Annotated in this window: 14 protein-coding genes and 1 pseudogene; 5 read left to right on the forward strand and 10 right to left on the reverse strand. The window is 60.5% G+C overall.

Annotation, left to right across the window (positions count from 1 at the left end):
• Positions 1-16: 16 nt before the first annotated feature.
• The 3 genes from aguB (at position 17) to mgtE (ending at position 3858) form a co-directional block, all read left to right on the forward strand.
• Entirely contained in the window at positions 17-898 is an 882-nt protein-coding gene (gene aguB / locus SOP97_RS04125) for an N-carbamoylputrescine amidase (protein WP_274087071.1), read from the forward strand.
• Between the two features lie 111 nt (positions 899-1009).
• Positions 1010-2116 (forward strand): agmatine deiminase, encoded by a 1107-nt coding sequence (aguA, locus tag SOP97_RS04130; RefSeq protein ID WP_322948305.1) that lies wholly within the window; start codon positions 1010-1012, stop codon positions 2114-2116.
• A gap of 101 nt (positions 2117-2217) precedes the next feature.
• The gene (gene mgtE / locus SOP97_RS04135; protein ID WP_322948306.1) at positions 2218-3858 is read left to right on the forward strand and encodes a magnesium transporter; all 1641 of its coding nucleotides are present in this window, start codon (positions 2218-2220) and stop codon (positions 3856-3858) included.
• 65 nt (positions 3859-3923) lie between these two features.
• On the opposite strand, the gene SOP97_RS20275 is transcribed toward mgtE, so the two are convergent.
• The 10 genes and pseudogenes from SOP97_RS20275 to desA all read right to left on the reverse strand — a co-directional run bounded on the left by SOP97_RS20275 (position 3924) and on the right by desA (position 12582).
• Entirely contained in the window at positions 3924-4433 is a 510-nt protein-coding gene (locus SOP97_RS20275) for a methyl-accepting chemotaxis protein (RefSeq protein ID WP_411912023.1), read from the reverse strand.
• 33 nt (positions 4434-4466) lie between these two features.
• Positions 4467-5240 (reverse strand): annotated as a pseudogene (locus SOP97_RS20280) (PAS domain-containing protein); the annotation flags it as partial.
• A gap of 108 nt (positions 5241-5348) precedes the next feature.
• The gene (locus SOP97_RS04145; RefSeq protein WP_322948308.1) at positions 5349-7067 is read right to left on the reverse strand and encodes a SulP family inorganic anion transporter; all 1719 of its coding nucleotides are present in this window, start codon (positions 7065-7067) and stop codon (positions 5349-5351) included.
• Positions 7057-7920, reverse strand: a complete 864-nt coding sequence (locus SOP97_RS04150) for an MBL fold metallo-hydrolase (RefSeq protein WP_322948309.1) — start codon at positions 7918-7920, stop codon at positions 7057-7059. Before SOP97_RS04150 ends, SOP97_RS04145 begins: the two co-directional genes overlap by 11 nt.
• A gap of 45 nt (positions 7921-7965) precedes the next feature.
• Positions 7966-8157: a YgaP family membrane protein gene (locus SOP97_RS04155; protein ID WP_322948310.1), complete on the reverse strand. Its 192-nt coding sequence runs from the start codon at positions 8155-8157 to the stop codon at positions 7966-7968.
• A gap of 20 nt (positions 8158-8177) precedes the next feature.
• Positions 8178-8594 (reverse strand): DUF6691 family protein, encoded by a 417-nt coding sequence (locus tag SOP97_RS04160; RefSeq protein WP_322948311.1) that lies wholly within the window; start codon positions 8592-8594, stop codon positions 8178-8180.
• Between the two features lie 2 nt (positions 8595-8596).
• Positions 8597-9028 carry a YeeE/YedE family protein gene (locus SOP97_RS04165; RefSeq protein ID WP_322948312.1) on the reverse strand — a complete coding sequence of 144 codons (432 nt, stop codon included), beginning with the start codon at positions 9026-9028 and terminating at the stop codon, positions 8597-8599.
• Positions 9028-9351, reverse strand: a complete 324-nt coding sequence (locus SOP97_RS04170; protein ID WP_322948313.1) for an ArsR/SmtB family transcription factor — start codon at positions 9349-9351, stop codon at positions 9028-9030. Before SOP97_RS04170 ends, SOP97_RS04165 begins: the two co-directional genes overlap by 1 nt.
• A 217-nt stretch (positions 9352-9568) precedes the next feature.
• Positions 9569-10876: an OprD family porin gene (locus tag SOP97_RS04175; RefSeq protein ID WP_322948314.1), complete on the reverse strand. Its 1308-nt coding sequence runs from the start codon at positions 10874-10876 to the stop codon at positions 9569-9571.
• Between the two features lie 518 nt (positions 10877-11394).
• Positions 11395-12582 carry a delta-9 fatty acid desaturase DesA gene (gene desA, locus SOP97_RS04180; protein WP_274087060.1) on the reverse strand — a complete coding sequence of 396 codons (1188 nt, stop codon included), beginning with the start codon at positions 12580-12582 and terminating at the stop codon, positions 11395-11397.
• 168 nt (positions 12583-12750) lie between these two features.
• Between desA and dibA the strand changes: the two genes are divergently transcribed.
• Positions 12751-15042 carry a phosphodiesterase DibA gene (dibA, locus tag SOP97_RS04185; RefSeq protein ID WP_322948315.1) on the forward strand — a complete coding sequence of 764 codons (2292 nt, stop codon included), beginning with the start codon at positions 12751-12753 and terminating at the stop codon, positions 15040-15042.
• Positions 15043-15051: 9 nt separating this feature from the next.
• Positions 15052-16185, forward strand: coding sequence for an HDOD domain-containing protein (locus SOP97_RS04190; RefSeq protein ID WP_322948316.1), 1134 nt, complete (start codon positions 15052-15054; stop codon positions 16183-16185).
• Positions 16186-16206: the final 21 nt, after the last annotated feature.

The raw sequence follows: 16206 nt of genomic DNA on the forward strand, positions 1-16206 counted from the left end.
TCCTGAGGTGTAAGAAATGCCCCGTATCGTTACCGTCGCCGCCACCCAAATGGCCTGCTCCTGGGACAGCGCCGCGAATCTCGCCAAGGCCGAGCAGCTGGTGCGCCAAGCCGCGGCCAAGGGCGCGCAGATCATCCTGCTGCAGGAACTGTTCGAAACCCCGTACTTCTGCCAGAAGCCCAACCCGGACTACCTACAACTGGCCACCCCGACCGAGCACAACCCGGCGATTCTGCACTTCCAGAAAGTCGCCAAGGAATTGCAGGTGGTGCTGCCGATCAGCTTCTACGAACTGGCCGGCCGCGCACGCTTCAACAGCATCGCAATCATCGATGCCGACGGCAGCAACCTCGGGATTTATCGGAAAAGTCATATCCCCGATGGCCCGGGCTACCACGAGAAGTATTACTTCAACCCCGGCGATACCGGTTTTAAGGTGTGGAATACCCGCTACGCCAAGATTGGCGTGGGCATCTGCTGGGACCAGTGGTTCCCCGAGTGCGCGCGCAGCATGGCGCTCCTCGGTGCGGAAATCCTCTTCTACCCGACCGCTATCGGCAGTGAGCCACACGACCCGAGCATCAGCTCGCGCGATCATTGGCAGCGTGTGCAGCAGGGTCATGCCGGGGCGAACCTGATGCCGGTGATTGCCAGCAACCGTATCGGCCGCGAAGCGCAAAGCGACTCACACATCACCTTCTACGGTTCGTCGTTTATTACCGACTCGTTCGGCGCCAAGGTGCAGGAAGCCAACGAAACCGATGAGGCGGTGCTCGTGCACAGTTTTGACCTGGATCAGCTGGAGCATATCCGCAGCGCCTGGGGCAGCTTCCGCGACCGCCGCCCCAACCTCTATGGCCCGTTGAAGACCCTCGACGGCCACCTGGCCTGCGACTAAGACCACACTGTAGGATGGGCCCAGCCGCGCAGCGCGCGATACCCATAATGACCCACGATGGCTAGCGCTAAGCTAACCCCATCCGATTACGCTCAATGTTTTGGTGAACCAATGACAACCCTCAACAGCACCCCACGCGCCGACGGTTTCCGCATGCCTGCCGAATGGGAACCCCATAGCCAGACATGGATGGTCTGGCCCGAACGCCCGGACAACTGGCGCCTGGGCGGTAAGCCGGCGCAAGCCGCGTTTACCGCCGTGGCCAGAGCGATTGCCGAATTCGAGCCAGTGACCGTTGGGGTATCCGCCGGGCAGTACGAAAACGCCTGCGAGCGCCTGAGCCACCGCAACATTCGCGTGGTGGAAATCACCACCGACGACGCCTGGGTGCGCGACACCGGACCAACCTTTGTGACCAACAACAGCGGCGAAGTCCGTGGCGTGGACTGGGTGTTCAACGCCTGGGGTGGTCTCAACGGTGGCCTGTACGCCAACTGGGTGCGCGATGACCAGGTGGCGCGCAAGATCCTGCAGCTCGAAGGCTGCGCGCGCTACCGCACCGATGAGCTGATCCTTGAAGGCGGCTCCATCCATGTGGACGGTGAAGGCACCCTGATCACCACCGAGGAATGCCTGCTCAACCCGAACCGTAACCCGCACCTGAGCCGCGAACAGGTTGAACAGTACCTGGCCGACCATCTGGCCATCGACACGGTGATCTGGCTGCCAGACGGCCTGTTCAACGACGAAACCGACGGCCACGTCGACAACTTCTGCTGCTACGTGCGCCCCGGCGAAGTGCTGCTGGCATGGACTGACGATGCCAACGACCCTAACTACCCACGCTGTCAGGCCGCCATGCGCGTGCTGGAGAGTGTCCGTGATGCCAAAGGCCGCCAGCTGATCGTGCACAAGATGCCGATTCCGGGCCCGCTGCATGCGAGCGCCGAAGAATGCGCGGGCGTCGATCTGGTGGCGGGCAGCCAGGAACGCGACCCATCAATCCGCCTGGCGGGTTCCTACGTCAACTTCCTGATCGTCAATGGCGGCATCATCGCGCCAAGCTTTGACGACCCGATGGACGCCGAAGCCGAAGCCATCCTGCAGCGCTTGTTCCCGCAGCACCGCATCGTCATGGTGCCGGGCCGGGAGATCCTCTTGGGCGGCGGCAATATCCACTGCATTACCCAGCAGCAACCAGCGCCGCAACACGGCTAAGGGTAAACGCCCGGCCTAGGCCGGGCGCTTGCTAACAGCCGGCGGGCAGCCACTGCGCAAGCAAATGCCCGCGTCACAATACGAGTGTTATTCTCACACGCATGAAATCACCCTCGCCCCCTTCCAGTGACAACGCGTCCCACTCCAGCCTCACAGACTCCAACGCCATCATTCAGGCGCTGGCCAGCGGCAAGAATAAACGCGTGCGTAAACTGCTGGCGCGTATGCACCCCGGCAAAATCGCGGCGCTGTTGGAGCTGCTTGATACTGAGCAGCGCCAGAAGCTCTGGCAGCAGACCGGCCCCGAGCTGGAAGAGCGCACCCTGCAGCACCTGAGCCCCAGCCTGCGGGCGCAGTTAGCCGGCGACTCGGCTGAGGCCATGAACCCCCACGACGAAACTGACAGCGCCGCGAGCAGCCAACTGGAAGCGGTGCGCCAGGCGCTGGCACAGGGCAAACTCAAACGCCTGGGCAAAGTGCTGCACCGCATGCACCCCGCCAAAGTCGCCGGCTTGCTGGAAGCCTTGCCCCCGGTAGAGCGCCATCACGCCTGGAGCATGGTAGAGACCGAGCGGGCGGGCAAAGTCCTCACCTACCTGCATGACGAGATCCGCACCGCACTGGCCCGGGAACTCGACCCGGAAGACCTGATCGCCGCCACCGCTGAGCTTGAGCTGGATGACCGCGTCGACCTGATCCAGGCCTTGCCTGCCGATCTGGGTAACCAGTTGCTGCATGCCAGTAGCACGGCGCAGCGCCAGCAGCTTGAGTCGATGCTGTCCTACCCTGAGGACTCGGCCGGCGGCCTGATGAACGCCGACCCGATTCAGGTGCGCGCCGATGTCACTGCCAGCGCAGTGCTGCGCTACTTACGCCTGCTCGAACGCTTACCGCCGCAAACTGACCTGTTGATGGTGGTCGACCGCAAGGGCCATTACCAAGGCGCCTTGCGCCTCAGCGAACTGGTCACGGCCGATCTTGAGCAACGGGTCAGCGAGCTGATGCACCACGACATCGCCGGCATTGCCGTGACCACCAGCGGCAATGAGGTGGCCCAGCTGTTCCAGGACCATGACCTGCTTTCTGCGCCCGTGGTGGATGAACACAACCGCTTACTCGGGCGCATCACCGTGGACGATGTCATCGACTTGATCCGCGAAGACTCCGACCGCGCCCTGATGCACATGGCCGGTTTGAACGATGAAGCCGACATCTTCGCCCCGGTGCTGGTCAGCTCACGCCGCCGCGCCGTGTGGTTGGGTATCAACCTGCTCACCGCGTTCAGTGCCGCCTGGGTGATTGGCTTGTTTCAGGCCACCCTTGAACAACTGGTGGCCCTGGCCGTGCTGATGCCGATTGTCGCCAGCATGGGCGGCATTGCCGGCAGCCAGACCTTGACCCTGGTCATCCGCGGCCTGGCCCTCGGCCAAGTGCAGAAAGGCAATATCCGCATCCTGCTCAACCGCGAACTGGGCATCTCGATACTCAACGGCATCTTGTGGTCGGTCGTCATCGCCCTGCTGTCGGTGTGGTGGTTCGGTAATTGGGGGATTGGCGCCGTACTCGGCGCGGCTATTCTGCTCAACCTGCTGTGCGCCGCCCTCGCGGGCTGGGCCATACCGCTGTTGCTGGATCGCATGGGCATCGACCCCGCCTTGGCCGGCAGCGTGATACTGACCACGGTGACTGATGTTGTCGGCTTCTTCGCCTTTCTCGGCCTGGCCACGGTGTTGCTGCTCTAGCCAGACGCCGCCATGACCAGTAACGCCCCCACAAGAAAACGCCCAGCTTATGCTGGGCGTTTTCTTTAGTCCTTCATGGCCTGGGTAAACTGGCCGATGGCGTCAACCACACGCTGCGCCTCATCGCGGATTTCCAGCATCACCTCACCGGCTTTGCTGGCCAGCAGTACCCCTTGTTCCGCCCTCTGCTTGCTGCCATCCATGCCCTCAACTGCCTGCAGGGCCAGCTCATGGTTCAGGCGCACAACCTCATTGATCTCGACAGTGGCCTGGCTGGTTCGCGCCGCCAGGTTACGCACCTCATCGGCCACCACCGCAAAACCACGACCCTGCTCACCCGCGCGCGCCGCTTCGATGGCCGCATTCAGCGCCAGCAAATTGGTTTGCTCGGCAATTCCGCGGATCACCTGAACGATACTGCCGATGCGTTCTGACTGCGTACTCAAGGCTTCGATGTTGCTGGCAACCCGCGCCAGCTCATCGGCAATCCCGCGCACCATCTGTACGGTTTGCTCGACCGTTTCCGAGCCTTTGATCGCACTCGCATCGGTTTCCTGGGCAATATCGAAAGCCAACTGGGCTGCTGCCGATTCCGCCTCCCGGTGCTCAATCTGAGTGGTGACATCACTGGCAAACTTGACCACCCCATAGAGCCGGCCAGCGGCGTCATACAGCGGGTTGTAGGTCGCGCGTAACCACACCACCCGCCCGCTCTTGGACACCCGCTTAAAGAGGTCAGAGATAAACTCACCGCGATTCAGGCGTTGCCAGAAGCGTTTATAGCCCTCGCTGCCGGCCTCTTCACGGTCGCAAAACTGGCGATGGTGCTTGCCACGGACCTCCTCGAGGCGATAGCCCATGGTGGCGAGGAAATTATCATTGGCATGCTGCACCTCACCGGCCAGGTTGAACTCGACCACGGCGGTGGAGCGGTTGATCGCATTCAGATAGCTTTCGTGCTGATGCTCGGCGTGCATGCGCGCGGTGATATCGGCGGCCAGCTTGATCACTTTGCTCACCTGCCCCTGAGCATTGCGCACGGGTAGGTAGCTGGCCTCCAGCCAGACTTCGCGCCCATCCTTGGCAATTCGCAGATAGCGATCACTGAAACTCTCACCATTGGCCAAACGCCGCCAGAACTGCGTGTAGGCCGGGCTGCCCAGCTGTTCTTTGGAACAGAACAAACGATGATGCTGGCCGCGCAGCTCCTCCAGGCGATAGCCCATGACGGCAAGAAAAGGCTCATTGGCATCGATAATCTCACCGTGAACGGTGAGTTCGATCATCGCAAAGGTGCGGCGGATCGCACCTATTACCTCTTTGCTCACTACCAAGTCCTGTTGGCACTGCTGTAATTCACCGCGAAGACGCGATCCGAACATATCGACCTCTAGGAAAGCAAAGAATCTGCAGGGCAAGGTGGCGCTCGGTCACAGCCTGCAGTTGATCAAGCTATCGACTGGCCACAGATAATATGTAGCCCAGTTTCACTAAGACTCTAGGGCGCGCAGGACGCTTTCCGGATCAAGGGTACAGAGCGCTTGGTATTGACTGAGGAACACTTGCCCACCAAAGCGTTCTAGAAAGTCCGAACGCTGCAAGCGGTCCATCACCGGACCTTTGACTTCAGACAGATGCAGTTGCACCTCGGCACTCTTCAGCTGCTCGGCGATCGCCTCCAGCGCGTCCAGCGCACTGGCATCAATCTGGTTGACCCCGGAGCAGATCAACACCAAATGGCGCACCTCAGGGCTCACGGCAATCAGCTCACCGATGCGCGCTTCCAGGTAACGGGCATTCGGGAAGTACAGGCTTTCATCAACCCGCAACGACAACACGCTCGGGCTCTGCACCGTGTCATAACGCTGAATATTGCGAAAATGCTGGCTCCCCGGCACCTGCCCAACCACCGCCATGTGCGGCCGGCTGGTGCGCCACAGAAACAACAACAGCGACAGGCAAACGCCGAGCATGATGCCGGCCTCGACCCCTTGCAGCAGAACGCCGAAAAAGGTGGCTAACTGCGCCCCGCCCTCGGCTTTTGAGTAACGCCAGGTGTGGCGCAGGGTCGATACATCCACCAGGCCGATCACCGCCACCAGAATGCTGGCCGCCAAGACCGCCTGCGGCAGGTGGCGCAATACCGGAGCCAGGCCCAACACTGCTGCCAGCATCAAGCCCGCAGCAAAAATCCCCACCAGCGGCGTGGCCATATTGCTCTGCCGCGCCACCGCCGAACGGGAAAAGCTCGCCGCCACCGGCATCCCGCCACTGAACGCCGAGGCCACGTTAGCTGCGCCCTGGCCGAGCAACTCCAGATCAGGGCTGATCAGCTGACGCTTGCGCATGGCTAAACTCTGGGCAATCGAGATCGACTCCACAAACCCCACCAGAGCAATCAGCAGCGCGGCGGGCAGCAGTTCACGCAGCAAGCCCAGTTCCATGTTTGGCAGGCCCAAGGTCGGCAACCCGACCGGCACCTGCCCCACCACTTTGACCCCGTACGCTTCCAGCTGCAGCAGCGCACCCAAGGCCATCGCTAACAGCATCACCAGCAAGGCGCTCAGTTGTTTCACCCGCAACGCCCAAGCGGTCGGCACGCCTAACACACTGAGGTTGCGCAGCAGCACCAGCAGCACCAGGCTCGCCCCCCCCAACAGCAAGGTCGGACGATGAACGGCTGGCAGCTGGGCATACAACGCCGGCAGCACCTGCGGCAGGGTCAGACCATCGGCTGATACCCCCAGGATATAGCGCAGCTGGCTCACAGCGATGAGCACCGCAGCACCACTGACAAACCCGGAGATCACCGGATGGCTGAGAAAGTTGGCCACAAAGCCCAGGCGCAACAGCCCCATCAACAGCAGCAGTACGCCGACCAACAGGGTTAGGCCCACGGCGGCGGCGCTGTAGGCGGCACTACCAGCGACCGCGATGGGTGCCAGCGCTGCCGCGGTCATCAATGCCAAGACGGCCACCGGCCCGAATGACAGGGCCACCCCAGGGCTTGCGCCAATCAGCGCATACACCACCAACGGCAAAATACTCGCGTACATCCCCACCACAGCCGGCAAACCGGCCAGTTGCGCATAGGCCAACGCTTGCGGCACCAATAACAGGCAAACGAGGCAGGCCGCCAATAGATCGCGGACCGCCTGGCTGCGATCGTATTCACGCAGAGTTTTCAGCAGCGGCCATTTATAAAACATTCAACGGCACCTTGAGGTAACGCACGCCATTGTCTTCGGCAGGCGGTAAATGGCCGGCGCGCATATTCACCTGCACCGCCGGCAACATCAGCGCCGGCATCCCCAGGGTGGCATCGCGCGCCAGGCGCATGGCGACAAAAGCCTCTTCATCGATACCTTGATGCACATGCACGTTGTGCGCGCGCTGCTCAGCCACGGTGGTTTGATAACAGTGCTGCTCCCGTCCGGGGGCCAGGTAATCGTGGCACATAAACAGCCGAGTGCTGCCCGGCAGGGCAAACAGCTTGGCTATCGAGCGGTACAGCGTGCGCGCATCACCACCGGGGAAATCACACCGGGCGGTGCCGTAATCCGGCATAAACAGGGTGTCACCGACGAATGCCGCATCGCCGATCAAGTAGGTCATGCAGGCTGGCGTGTGCCCAGGCGTATGCAGAGCGCGGGCCTGCAGTGTGCCGATTTGAAAGGCCTGGTCATCCTGTAACAGCTGGTCAAATTGGCGGCCATCAACGGCAAACTCACTGCCGGCGTTGAACAACGTACCGAAGGTGTTTTGCACGGTGCGGATCTCTTCGCCAATCGCCAAGCGACCGCCAAGAGCCGCCTTGAGATAGGGCGCGGCCGACAGGTGATCGGCATGCACGTGGGTTTCCAGCAGCCACTGCACACTGAGGCCCTGCTCGCGCACGACGCTGATCAGCTTATCGGCACTGGCGTAGTTGGTGCGGCCGGCCGCCGCGTCATAGTCGAGCACTGAGTCGATAATCGCGCACTGCGCGGTGGCCGGATCGCTGACGATATAGCTGTAAGTAGATGTACTGGGGTCGAAAAAAGCCTGGATGAGCGGTGACATGACAACTCCAGCCCGACCGGCAAAGCCGGTCAGTATTGCGGTGGGTTAACGCTTGATCGTGCAGGTGTTAATGCCTAACAGCGAATACGCCGGGCACGTTCGAAACAGCCCTGTGGCCAGTGGTACGAGGCCAATCAGGCCCCACCAGCCAATCACGCCGCTCAGGCTCAAGCCGATCAGAATAAGGCCTACGGCAATGCGTAGGGCGCGGTCGAAGGTGCCAATATTTGCTTTCATCGTGATCTCCCGATCCTCACTCAGCTGCGCTGGCGTTCCAGCGCAGCAAACACAATCATCCCCGCCAGCATCGCGGCCACGAACACCAGCACCTGCCACTGTCCGGTCAACAGCAACGCCACTGCGGGGCCTGGGCAGATCCCGGCAATCCCCCAGCCCACGCCAAACAACAGGCTGCCGCCGATCAACCGGCGGTCCAACTCGCGCTTGCCGGGTAACTGTATCGGCGCGCCAAGCAGGCTGGTGCGCTGCACGCGCGCCCAACTGAAGGGTAAAAACGCCACGCCAATGGCCGCTGCCATGACCAGCGCCAGCGAAGGATCCCAAGCACCCGCCAAGTCGAGAAAGGCCAGTACTTTGGTTGGGTTAGCCATACCCGCCGTCAGCAGGCCGATGCCGAAAATCACTCCGGCGAGAAACGCCATCAATTTGCGCATGCTCAGGCTCCCAACAGGTGACGTAAGACAAACACGGTGGCAAAGCCCGCCGCCATAAAACTCAGAGTGGCCGCCAATGAGCGTGGCGATAACCGCGACAAGCCGCAGACGCCATGGCCACTGGTGCAACCCGAGCCATAGCGGGTGCCGATGCCGACCAGCAAACCGGCGGCTATCAGCGCCAACCAGCCTGTATGAATTTCAATGACAGGCAGCTCGCTAAACAGCTGCCAGAGCAACGGCGCAAGCAGGATGCCGAGTAGAAACAGGGCCTTTTCGCCGCGCCCCTCACCGGCGCTCAGCAGGCTACCGAGCAGACCGCTAATACCCGCCACCCGGCCATTCATCACGGCAAACAGACTCGCCGCAAGGCCGATCAGCGCACCGCCGGCCAAAGCGCTCCAGGGTGTGAAGTTGTACCAGTCAATCGTCATTATTCGGTACCTGCGCAGAACACTTGATAAAGGGTATTGATCACCGCTAACGCCGCCGGGCTGCTGATGCAGTAATAGATTAGCTTGCCCTCACGACGGGTCTCCACGAGGCCCTCACGGCGCAGCACGGCTAACTGCTGCGACAAGGTGGGCTGCTGAATACCGAGCAGCGCCTCCAACTCGCTGACATTGCGCTCGCCCTGGGACAGCTGACACAGCAACAACAGCCGATCCGGATTGCCCAGGGCTTTGAGTAATTGCCCTGCAGCCTCTGCATTGGCACGCAACTGCTGAATATCGAATGGCATTTCGTCTGTGTTCATAGGCTGCGACTCAATTAAGATAAATACAATCTATTCTTTTATATATTGAATGACAAGCACCACCGTTCAGCCTATGTAGACCCACCTAACCTTGAGCCGCGCCGTTACAGCGCCTGCTCAGGGCTGAATGGCGCGCACAAAAAACCCGGAACACGGTCCGGGTTTTTTGTTCTGCTTAGGCCGCGCGGGGATAACCGCGTAGCCTGTTACCGCGCGATCAAAGCAGCGGCAGGGTGTAGCTGACGATCAGGCGGTTTTCGTCGAGGTCATTAGCGAAGTTCGAGCGCACAGACGCGTTACGCCAGCGCACGCCGAGGTTCTTCAACGCGCCTTCCTGGAACACATACATCAGCTCGGTGTTGCGTTCCCACTCTTTGCCTTCGGACAGGTTACGCCCGCGATCAACGTTGTCGCCGGTCAGGTAACGGGTCATAAAGGTCAGACCCGGAATCCCGATAGAGGCGAAGTTGTAGTCGTAGCGAGCCTGGTAGGACTTCTCGTCCTTGTTACCAAAGTCACTGATCTGAACGTAGTTAACCAGGAACGGATCGGTGTTGTTGAGATAGGCAAAGCCGGTGTCGCCGCTCATCTTCTGGTAACCCAGACCGAAGGCGTGGCCACCCAGGCCGTAGGTGACCATGGCACCGATGGCGGTGTTGTCGACGTTGCTGCGGCGGCCATCGTCAGTGGAGCGAGCGTAGCGCAGATCGGTCTTCAGGCTTTGCTTGTCGCCCAGCGGCAGTACATGCACAGCGTTGAAGGAGTGCTGCTTGTACAGCTCGTCCAGGTTGGAATAGTAGTAGCCGGCGGTCAGGTCTTTGCTGACCTTGTAGGTGCCACCGATAAAGTCGAACGAGTCGCTGGTGGCGCCGCCGCTCAGGCGAATACCGCGAGCGCCGACAGAACCACCCGTCTTATCGCTTTTGAAGCTATTGGCGATAGAGATGTCTTCGTAATCGTTAGAGTTACGGTTGTTCACTTCGCGGATGTGCGCAGCCTCAAGCATCAGGCCATCGATCTCCTGGGAGACCAGGTGCCCTGCCTCAAACACCTGCGGCAGCAAGCGACCGTCGCTGGAAGCGATTGCAGCGTTCTTGAACTGCATTTGACCAACACGCAGGGTGCTGTTGGAAACTTTCACCTTGGCTGCAACTGCCAAATCAGAATTATTGTCCTGCGAACCACCAGAGGATTTATCAGGAACCAGCAAACCGCTGCCGTCAGTGCCAGCACCGGAGTCCAGCTTGAAACCGAACATGCCAATGGCATCGGCGCCAAAGCCTACCGTGCCTTCGGTGAAGCCCGAGTTAGCACGCAGGATAAAACCTTGGGCCCACTCTTCGCTCTTAGACTGGCTCGGGGTCGGGGTATTGCTATTGCCCTGACGGAAATCGCGATTGAAGTAGAAGTTACGCACTTCAATTGTCGCTTTGCTGTCACCGATAAAGTCGGCAAACGCAGCTTGGCTCAGGGACAAGCCCAAGGTGCTGGCCGCAACAGCCAGTGCCAGGGAGGTCTTTCTCATTATATTTCTCCAGTGGTGTGTGGGTTGCATATCGGTGCGCGAACAAACTTCAACCCGTGAAGCGGCAGGCGCGCACCGAATTCGGGGGTTATTGCAGACTCGGCGACAGGCAGGCGCAGCCGCGCTGCGGCCAAGGGCCGATCGTGCAATAACCAAAATTAGGTGAGCGCGTGAAGGCACTCGGCGCGAGCCGGGGAATGAGGACAGAACAACAGGCAGGTGCAGATCATTGTGCAGGTCTCTTCATTTTTATTATCAGCCGGTGGTCCCAGCCGTTATGCGCTGAGTCCTAGGCAGATACTGTGCCAGCTACTTAAAGCCGCGCGCGAAGCCCATATAACTGAGCGCTGCGGGCGACCAAGGTGATGCAGAAAGGGCCGCAGAGGCCGTAATAAGCGGTTTTTTGCCTATCGCAACATGCAAAAAGGCGGATTGCCGCCAGCAGTCAGCGGTGGGTTAGCAACTGAATGCCAGACTGCTCATACCCACCAAGTGGGTTTGAGCAGCCTGATACTGGATTAAACGGCGTTAGCGGGGCGCAGTGAATAGGTTTTCAGCTGCTCGGCGAATTCGCGCAGCGACTGAATACCGCTGGCCTCGGCATCGCTAACCCAATGTTTGATGGCCTCCAGCATATCGTGGCCATTGCTGCTGGTTTTGACCCAGATCTGCTGTAGGGCCAGGCGCTTCTCGTAGATCACCTTAAGCGCGTGGCTCTGCTCCAGCACGCGCTGAATACGCGCATGGTGGCCGTCATCGAGCAGGCTCGGCTCACGCGACAACAGCCGCTTGGCGCGATGGAAGTGGTGGCGCACGGAGGCGTCGGCCTTGGCCAGCTCTTGCTGCACCAGCGGTGCGATCACCAACTTGCGGTACTGCGCCATGATCTGGAAACGGTTGTTAAGGATGGCCATGGCTGTGTCCATATCCAGGCTGCGCTTGCCAGCCACCCGGTGGGCGATGGGCGCAACACGCTGCACCTTGGCCAAACCGAGCAGGCTGAACAGCTTGATCCAGAACCAGCCCATATCGAACTCCCACTTCTTCACCGACAACTTGGCGCTGTTCGGGTAGGTGTGGTGGTTGTTATGCAGCTCTTCGCCGCCAATCAAGATGCCCCACGGCACCAGATTGGTCGCGGCATCGCGGCATTCGAAGTTGCGGTAACCGACCGCATGGCCGAGGCCGTTGATTACGCCCGCGGCCCAGACCGGGATCCACATCATCTGGATCGCCCAGATGGTGATACCCGCCGCACCAAACAAGGCCAGGTCGATAACGCCCATCAGCATCACGCCGGCAACCGGGAAGCGCGAATAGAGGTTGCGCTCGATCCAATCTTCCGGGCAGTTTTTGCCATAAATGCGCAGGGTTTCCGTGTTCTTCGCCTCTTCGGCGTACAGCTCGGCACCTTTACGCAGCACGGTGCCCAAGCCTTTAATCACCGGGCTGTGCGGGTCATCGACGGTTTCGCACTTGGCGTGGTGTTTGCGGTGAATGGCCGTCCATTCGCGGGTGTTCTGCGCGGTGGTTAGCCACAGCCAGAAACGGAAGAAGTGTTTCAATGCCGGATGCAACTCCAGCGCGCGGTGCGCCGAGTAACGATGCAGATAGACCGTGACGCTAACGATGGTAACGTGCGTCATCAGCAGGGTGACTGCGACCAACTGCCAGACCGACAGATCAAGAAAACCGTTGTACCACATGGACCGTGTGCCTCGTGCAGAAGGAAAGACGCCGCTGATTATTAGCACACGTCGACTCGCATTATCCCTGACCAGGATCAGAAAACCAGTTGGTCTTTTGCATAAGAATGCGCGCCCCTTTTGGGCATCTATAATGCCGGCCCCAGGAAAAGGACTGACTGATATCCCATGAATGCCCCACAAGGCGCTTGGCGCCTGACCCTCAGCTATGCGTTTGGCGCAGCCCTTTGGGTGCTGTTCAGCGATGGACTCCTGATGGCCCTGGAACTTTCAGTGGCGCAACAGGAGCGCGTGCAGCTGCTCAAAGGATTGGGGTTTGTGCTGCTGACTTCGGCTCTGCTGTATTCAATCTTGCGTAGCCATCAGCAGCACCAGCAGCAAGGGCATCGCGCCCTGCTGCGCAGTGAAAAACGCCTGCACCAAGCGCTGGAGGCCGCTGGGGGTGGGATTTGGGACTGGGATCTGCAACACCAGCAGGTGTACTTTTCTCCCGGCTATGCCGCCCTGCTGGGTATTCGCCCTGAGACCCTGGGGGTTGATCCGCTGCAGTGGCAGCAACACTTGCATCCCGATGACCGTGTTGCCTTTGAGCGCAATATTCAGCGACGCATGAGCACGCTCAGCACAGCGCCGTACGAGGTCAGCTACCGGCTGCAACACCAGGACGGCAGCTACCGCTGGATTCAATCGCGCGGGCGTTTGCTGCTCGACAAACACGGTCAGCCTGAGCGCCTGATCGGCACAGCCAGCGACATCACTCAGCGGCGCAAGGATGAAGACAGCCTGCGCCAGGCCGCCGTGGTGTTTGATGCCACTCAGGAAGGCGTCCTGGTAACCGATGCCCAGCAGCATGTCGTGCACTGCAACCCGGCGTTCACGCGCATCACCGGCTATAGCGAAAAAGAAATTCTGGGCCAATCGCCGAGCATCCTTAAATCCGGACGCCACGATAAAGACTTCTACAACAGCCTCTGGCAGGCCCTGAAAAACCGTGGCGCCTGGAGCGGTGAGGTGTGGAACCGGCGTAAGAGCGGCGAAATCTACCCGCAGTGGCAATGCATCCGCGAGATTCGCGACGGACAGGGCGAGGTCAGCCACTACGTGGCTGTGTTCTCCGACATCACCGCCCTGAAGCGTTCGCAACAAGAGCTGGACTACCTGGCGCACCACGACCCGCTGAGCAACCTGCCCAACCGCTTACTGTTTACCGAACGCGTCGAGCATGCCCTGGAACGTGGGCGCATTGACGGCTATTCGGGGGCGGTGATGCTGATCGACCTTGATCACTTCAAGCACATCAATGAAAGCCTCGGCCACAACATCGGTGACCTGCTGCTCAAGGATGTTGGTGAGCGCCTTAGCCAGCAACTCGGTAAACGCATGACCTTGGCGCGCCTAGGCGGTGACGAATTCGGCCTGCTCGACGAAAGCTGCGGCAGCCCCGAGCAGGCGGCAGTGCTGGCGCAGCGTCTGCAGACGTGCATGAGTTCGGTCTTCCAGATCAATCAGCAAGAGCTGTTTATCACCGCCAGCATCGGCATCAGCCTGTACCCCGACGACGCCGACGATGTGGGACAGATACTGCGCAATGCCGATTCGGCCCTGTTCAAGGCCAAGAACAGCGGCCGAGAAAGCTATGCATTTTACAGCCAGGAACTGACCGCTCACGCGCATCAGCGGGTTGAGCTGGCCAGCGCCCTGCGCCATGCCTTGGATCACCAAGAGCTGCGCGTCTATTACCAACCTCTGATCTGCCTGCGCAACCAGCACGTCATCGGCGTCGAAGCCCTGGTGCGCTGGCAGCATCCGCAGCGCGGGCTGGTTGCGCCGGGTGAATTTATTCCAGTGGCCGAAGAAACAGGGCTGATCAGCGCCATCGATGCCTGGGTGCTGGAGCACAGTTGCCGGCAGATGGTGGCCTGGCAAGCCGCCGGTTACGCGCTGAAGTTTGTCGCGGTGAATGTCTCCAGCAGGCTGTTCAGCCGTGGGGAATTGGACCATCGGGTGGCCGAGGTGCTGCGCGCCACCGGCCTCGACCCCGCCTGCCTGGAGCTGGAAGTCACCGAAAGCGCAGTAATGGACAACCCCGATGCAGCGCTGGCCTTGCTCCAGCGTTTACGCGCACTCGGTATACGCCTGGCCATCGATGACTTTGGCACCGGCTACAGTTCCCTGGCACGGCTCAAGCGCCTACCGGTGCACAAGCTGAAAATCGACCAGAGTTTTATCAGCGGCCTGCCGCACGACCCCAGCGATGTCGCGATCACCCGCACGGTAATCGCCCTCGGCCATAGCCTTGGGCTTAAGGTGTTGGCCGAGGGCATTGAGCAGGTCGAACAAGTCGAATTACTGCAACAACTCGGCTGCGACCATGCCCAGGGCTATTATTTCGGGCGTCCTCAACCTGCAGACCAACTGGCCGCACGTTTAGCAGCCCGCTCTGACACGCCACACACCTAGGCCTAACGCATGCTTGTAATGATTCTTGAAGACGACAGCTGGATTGCCGATCTACTCAAACAGATCGTTCTCAGTTTGCGCCCCGGCTGCCAAGTGGTCTGCCTGGACAGTGTTAGCGCCGCCTTACAAGAATGGCAGCAGCGCCCGGCTGACGTGGTCATCAGTGACTGGAACCTGCCCGACGGGCCCGGCACCCGGTTGCTTGAGCAAGTGCGCCGCGACAACAGCAGCACCCCGCTGGTGGTCATCACCGGGCGCTCCGATCGCGCCAGCGTACTGGCCGTGCGGGCCTTGAAGATCAGCGCTTTTATCAGCAAGCCCTTCCAGGCCGCGCACGTTGCCGCCAGCCTGGAAACCCTGCTGCCGCCCGATATTGACGGACAACCGCTGCGGGTAAGCGACGCGCAGGATGACTTGCTTGCCCACCTGCACAGTCTGTCCGGTAGCGAACTGCAATTACCGCTCAAGGCGCATGTGCGTGACCGCCTCCTGCAAAGCTTCAAAGGCGAGCCGATTGATCTACGCAAGCTGGCCAGTGAATGGCAGCACGACCCGGCGCTCAGCGGCCGCCTGCTTGGCGTCGCCAACAGCAGCGCTTACAACCCCGGCGGCAAACCCTGCTCCAACTTGCTTGAAGCGCTGCACAAACTGGGGGCGAACAACAGCCTCAACCTGGCCATGGGCCTGGCGCTGCGCCAATCCAGTGCACTGGAGAACCCCATGCTGAGCCTGTTTGCCCAGGCGCACCTGGACAGCACCGAACAACTGATCGAGCGCAGCACCAGCCTCGCCCGGCAATGCGCCATGGACCCGGCGCCCTTCCACTGTGCCGCCCTGCTGCACCGTATGGGTGAGCTGTGTGTGCTGTACCAGGCACAGGTGTGGCAGGACAGCGGCCAGAGCTTCAGCGAAGACCAGCTTATGCAGGCACTCGACCAGTTCAGCGGTCCCTTTGCCATCAGCATCAAGGCCCAATGGCATCTGCCGATGCACCTGCGTGAGCTGATCGGCGCGTGCTACAGCCTGCCCAGCAGTAACGTCAAACGCGAGAATATCCTCATGCGCTTAGCCGCTTGCGAGCTCAACAGCGCCGACGACAGCCCCGAGCTGGCCCGCTTGCGCAGATTGGCAGGCCTCGCCTAAATGCCTGTATTGAGGCGTAAG

The organism is Pseudomonas spirodelae (genome assembly GCF_034653255.1).
Lineage (GTDB): Bacteria > Pseudomonadota > Gammaproteobacteria > Pseudomonadales > Pseudomonadaceae > Aquipseudomonas > Aquipseudomonas spirodelae.

Coding starts and splice junctions, on each gene's coding strand:
- aguB (WP_274087071.1), top strand. CDS start 17: ATGCCCCGTATCGTTACCGTCGCCGCCACCCAAATGGCCTGCTCCTGG.
- SOP97_RS04165 (WP_322948312.1), bottom strand. CDS start 9,028: ATGACGATTGACTGGTACAACTTCACACCCTGGAGCGCTTTGGCCGGC.
- SOP97_RS04175 (WP_322948314.1), bottom strand. CDS start 10,876: ATGAGAAAGACCTCCCTGGCACTGGCTGTTGCGGCCAGCACCTTGGGC.
- SOP97_RS04160 (WP_322948311.1), bottom strand. CDS start 8,594: ATGCGCAAATTGATGGCGTTTCTCGCCGGAGTGATTTTCGGCATCGGC.
- desA (WP_274087060.1), bottom strand. CDS start 12,582: ATGTGGTACAACGGTTTTCTTGATCTGTCGGTCTGGCAGTTGGTCGCA.
- mgtE (WP_322948306.1), top strand. CDS start 2,218: ATGAAATCACCCTCGCCCCCTTCCAGTGACAACGCGTCCCACTCCAGC.
- SOP97_RS04150 (WP_322948309.1), bottom strand. CDS start 7,920: ATGTCACCGCTCATCCAGGCTTTTTTCGACCCCAGTACATCTACTTAC.
- SOP97_RS04145 (WP_322948308.1), bottom strand. CDS start 7,067: ATGTTTTATAAATGGCCGCTGCTGAAAACTCTGCGTGAATACGATCGC.
- aguA (WP_322948305.1), top strand. CDS start 1,010: ATGACAACCCTCAACAGCACCCCACGCGCCGACGGTTTCCGCATGCCT.
- dibA (WP_322948315.1), top strand. CDS start 12,751: ATGAATGCCCCACAAGGCGCTTGGCGCCTGACCCTCAGCTATGCGTTT.
- SOP97_RS04190 (WP_322948316.1), top strand. CDS start 15,052: ATGCTTGTAATGATTCTTGAAGACGACAGCTGGATTGCCGATCTACTC.
- SOP97_RS04170 (WP_322948313.1), bottom strand. CDS start 9,351: ATGAACACAGACGAAATGCCATTCGATATTCAGCAGTTGCGTGCCAAT.
- SOP97_RS04155 (WP_322948310.1), bottom strand. CDS start 8,157: ATGAAAGCAAATATTGGCACCTTCGACCGCGCCCTACGCATTGCCGTA.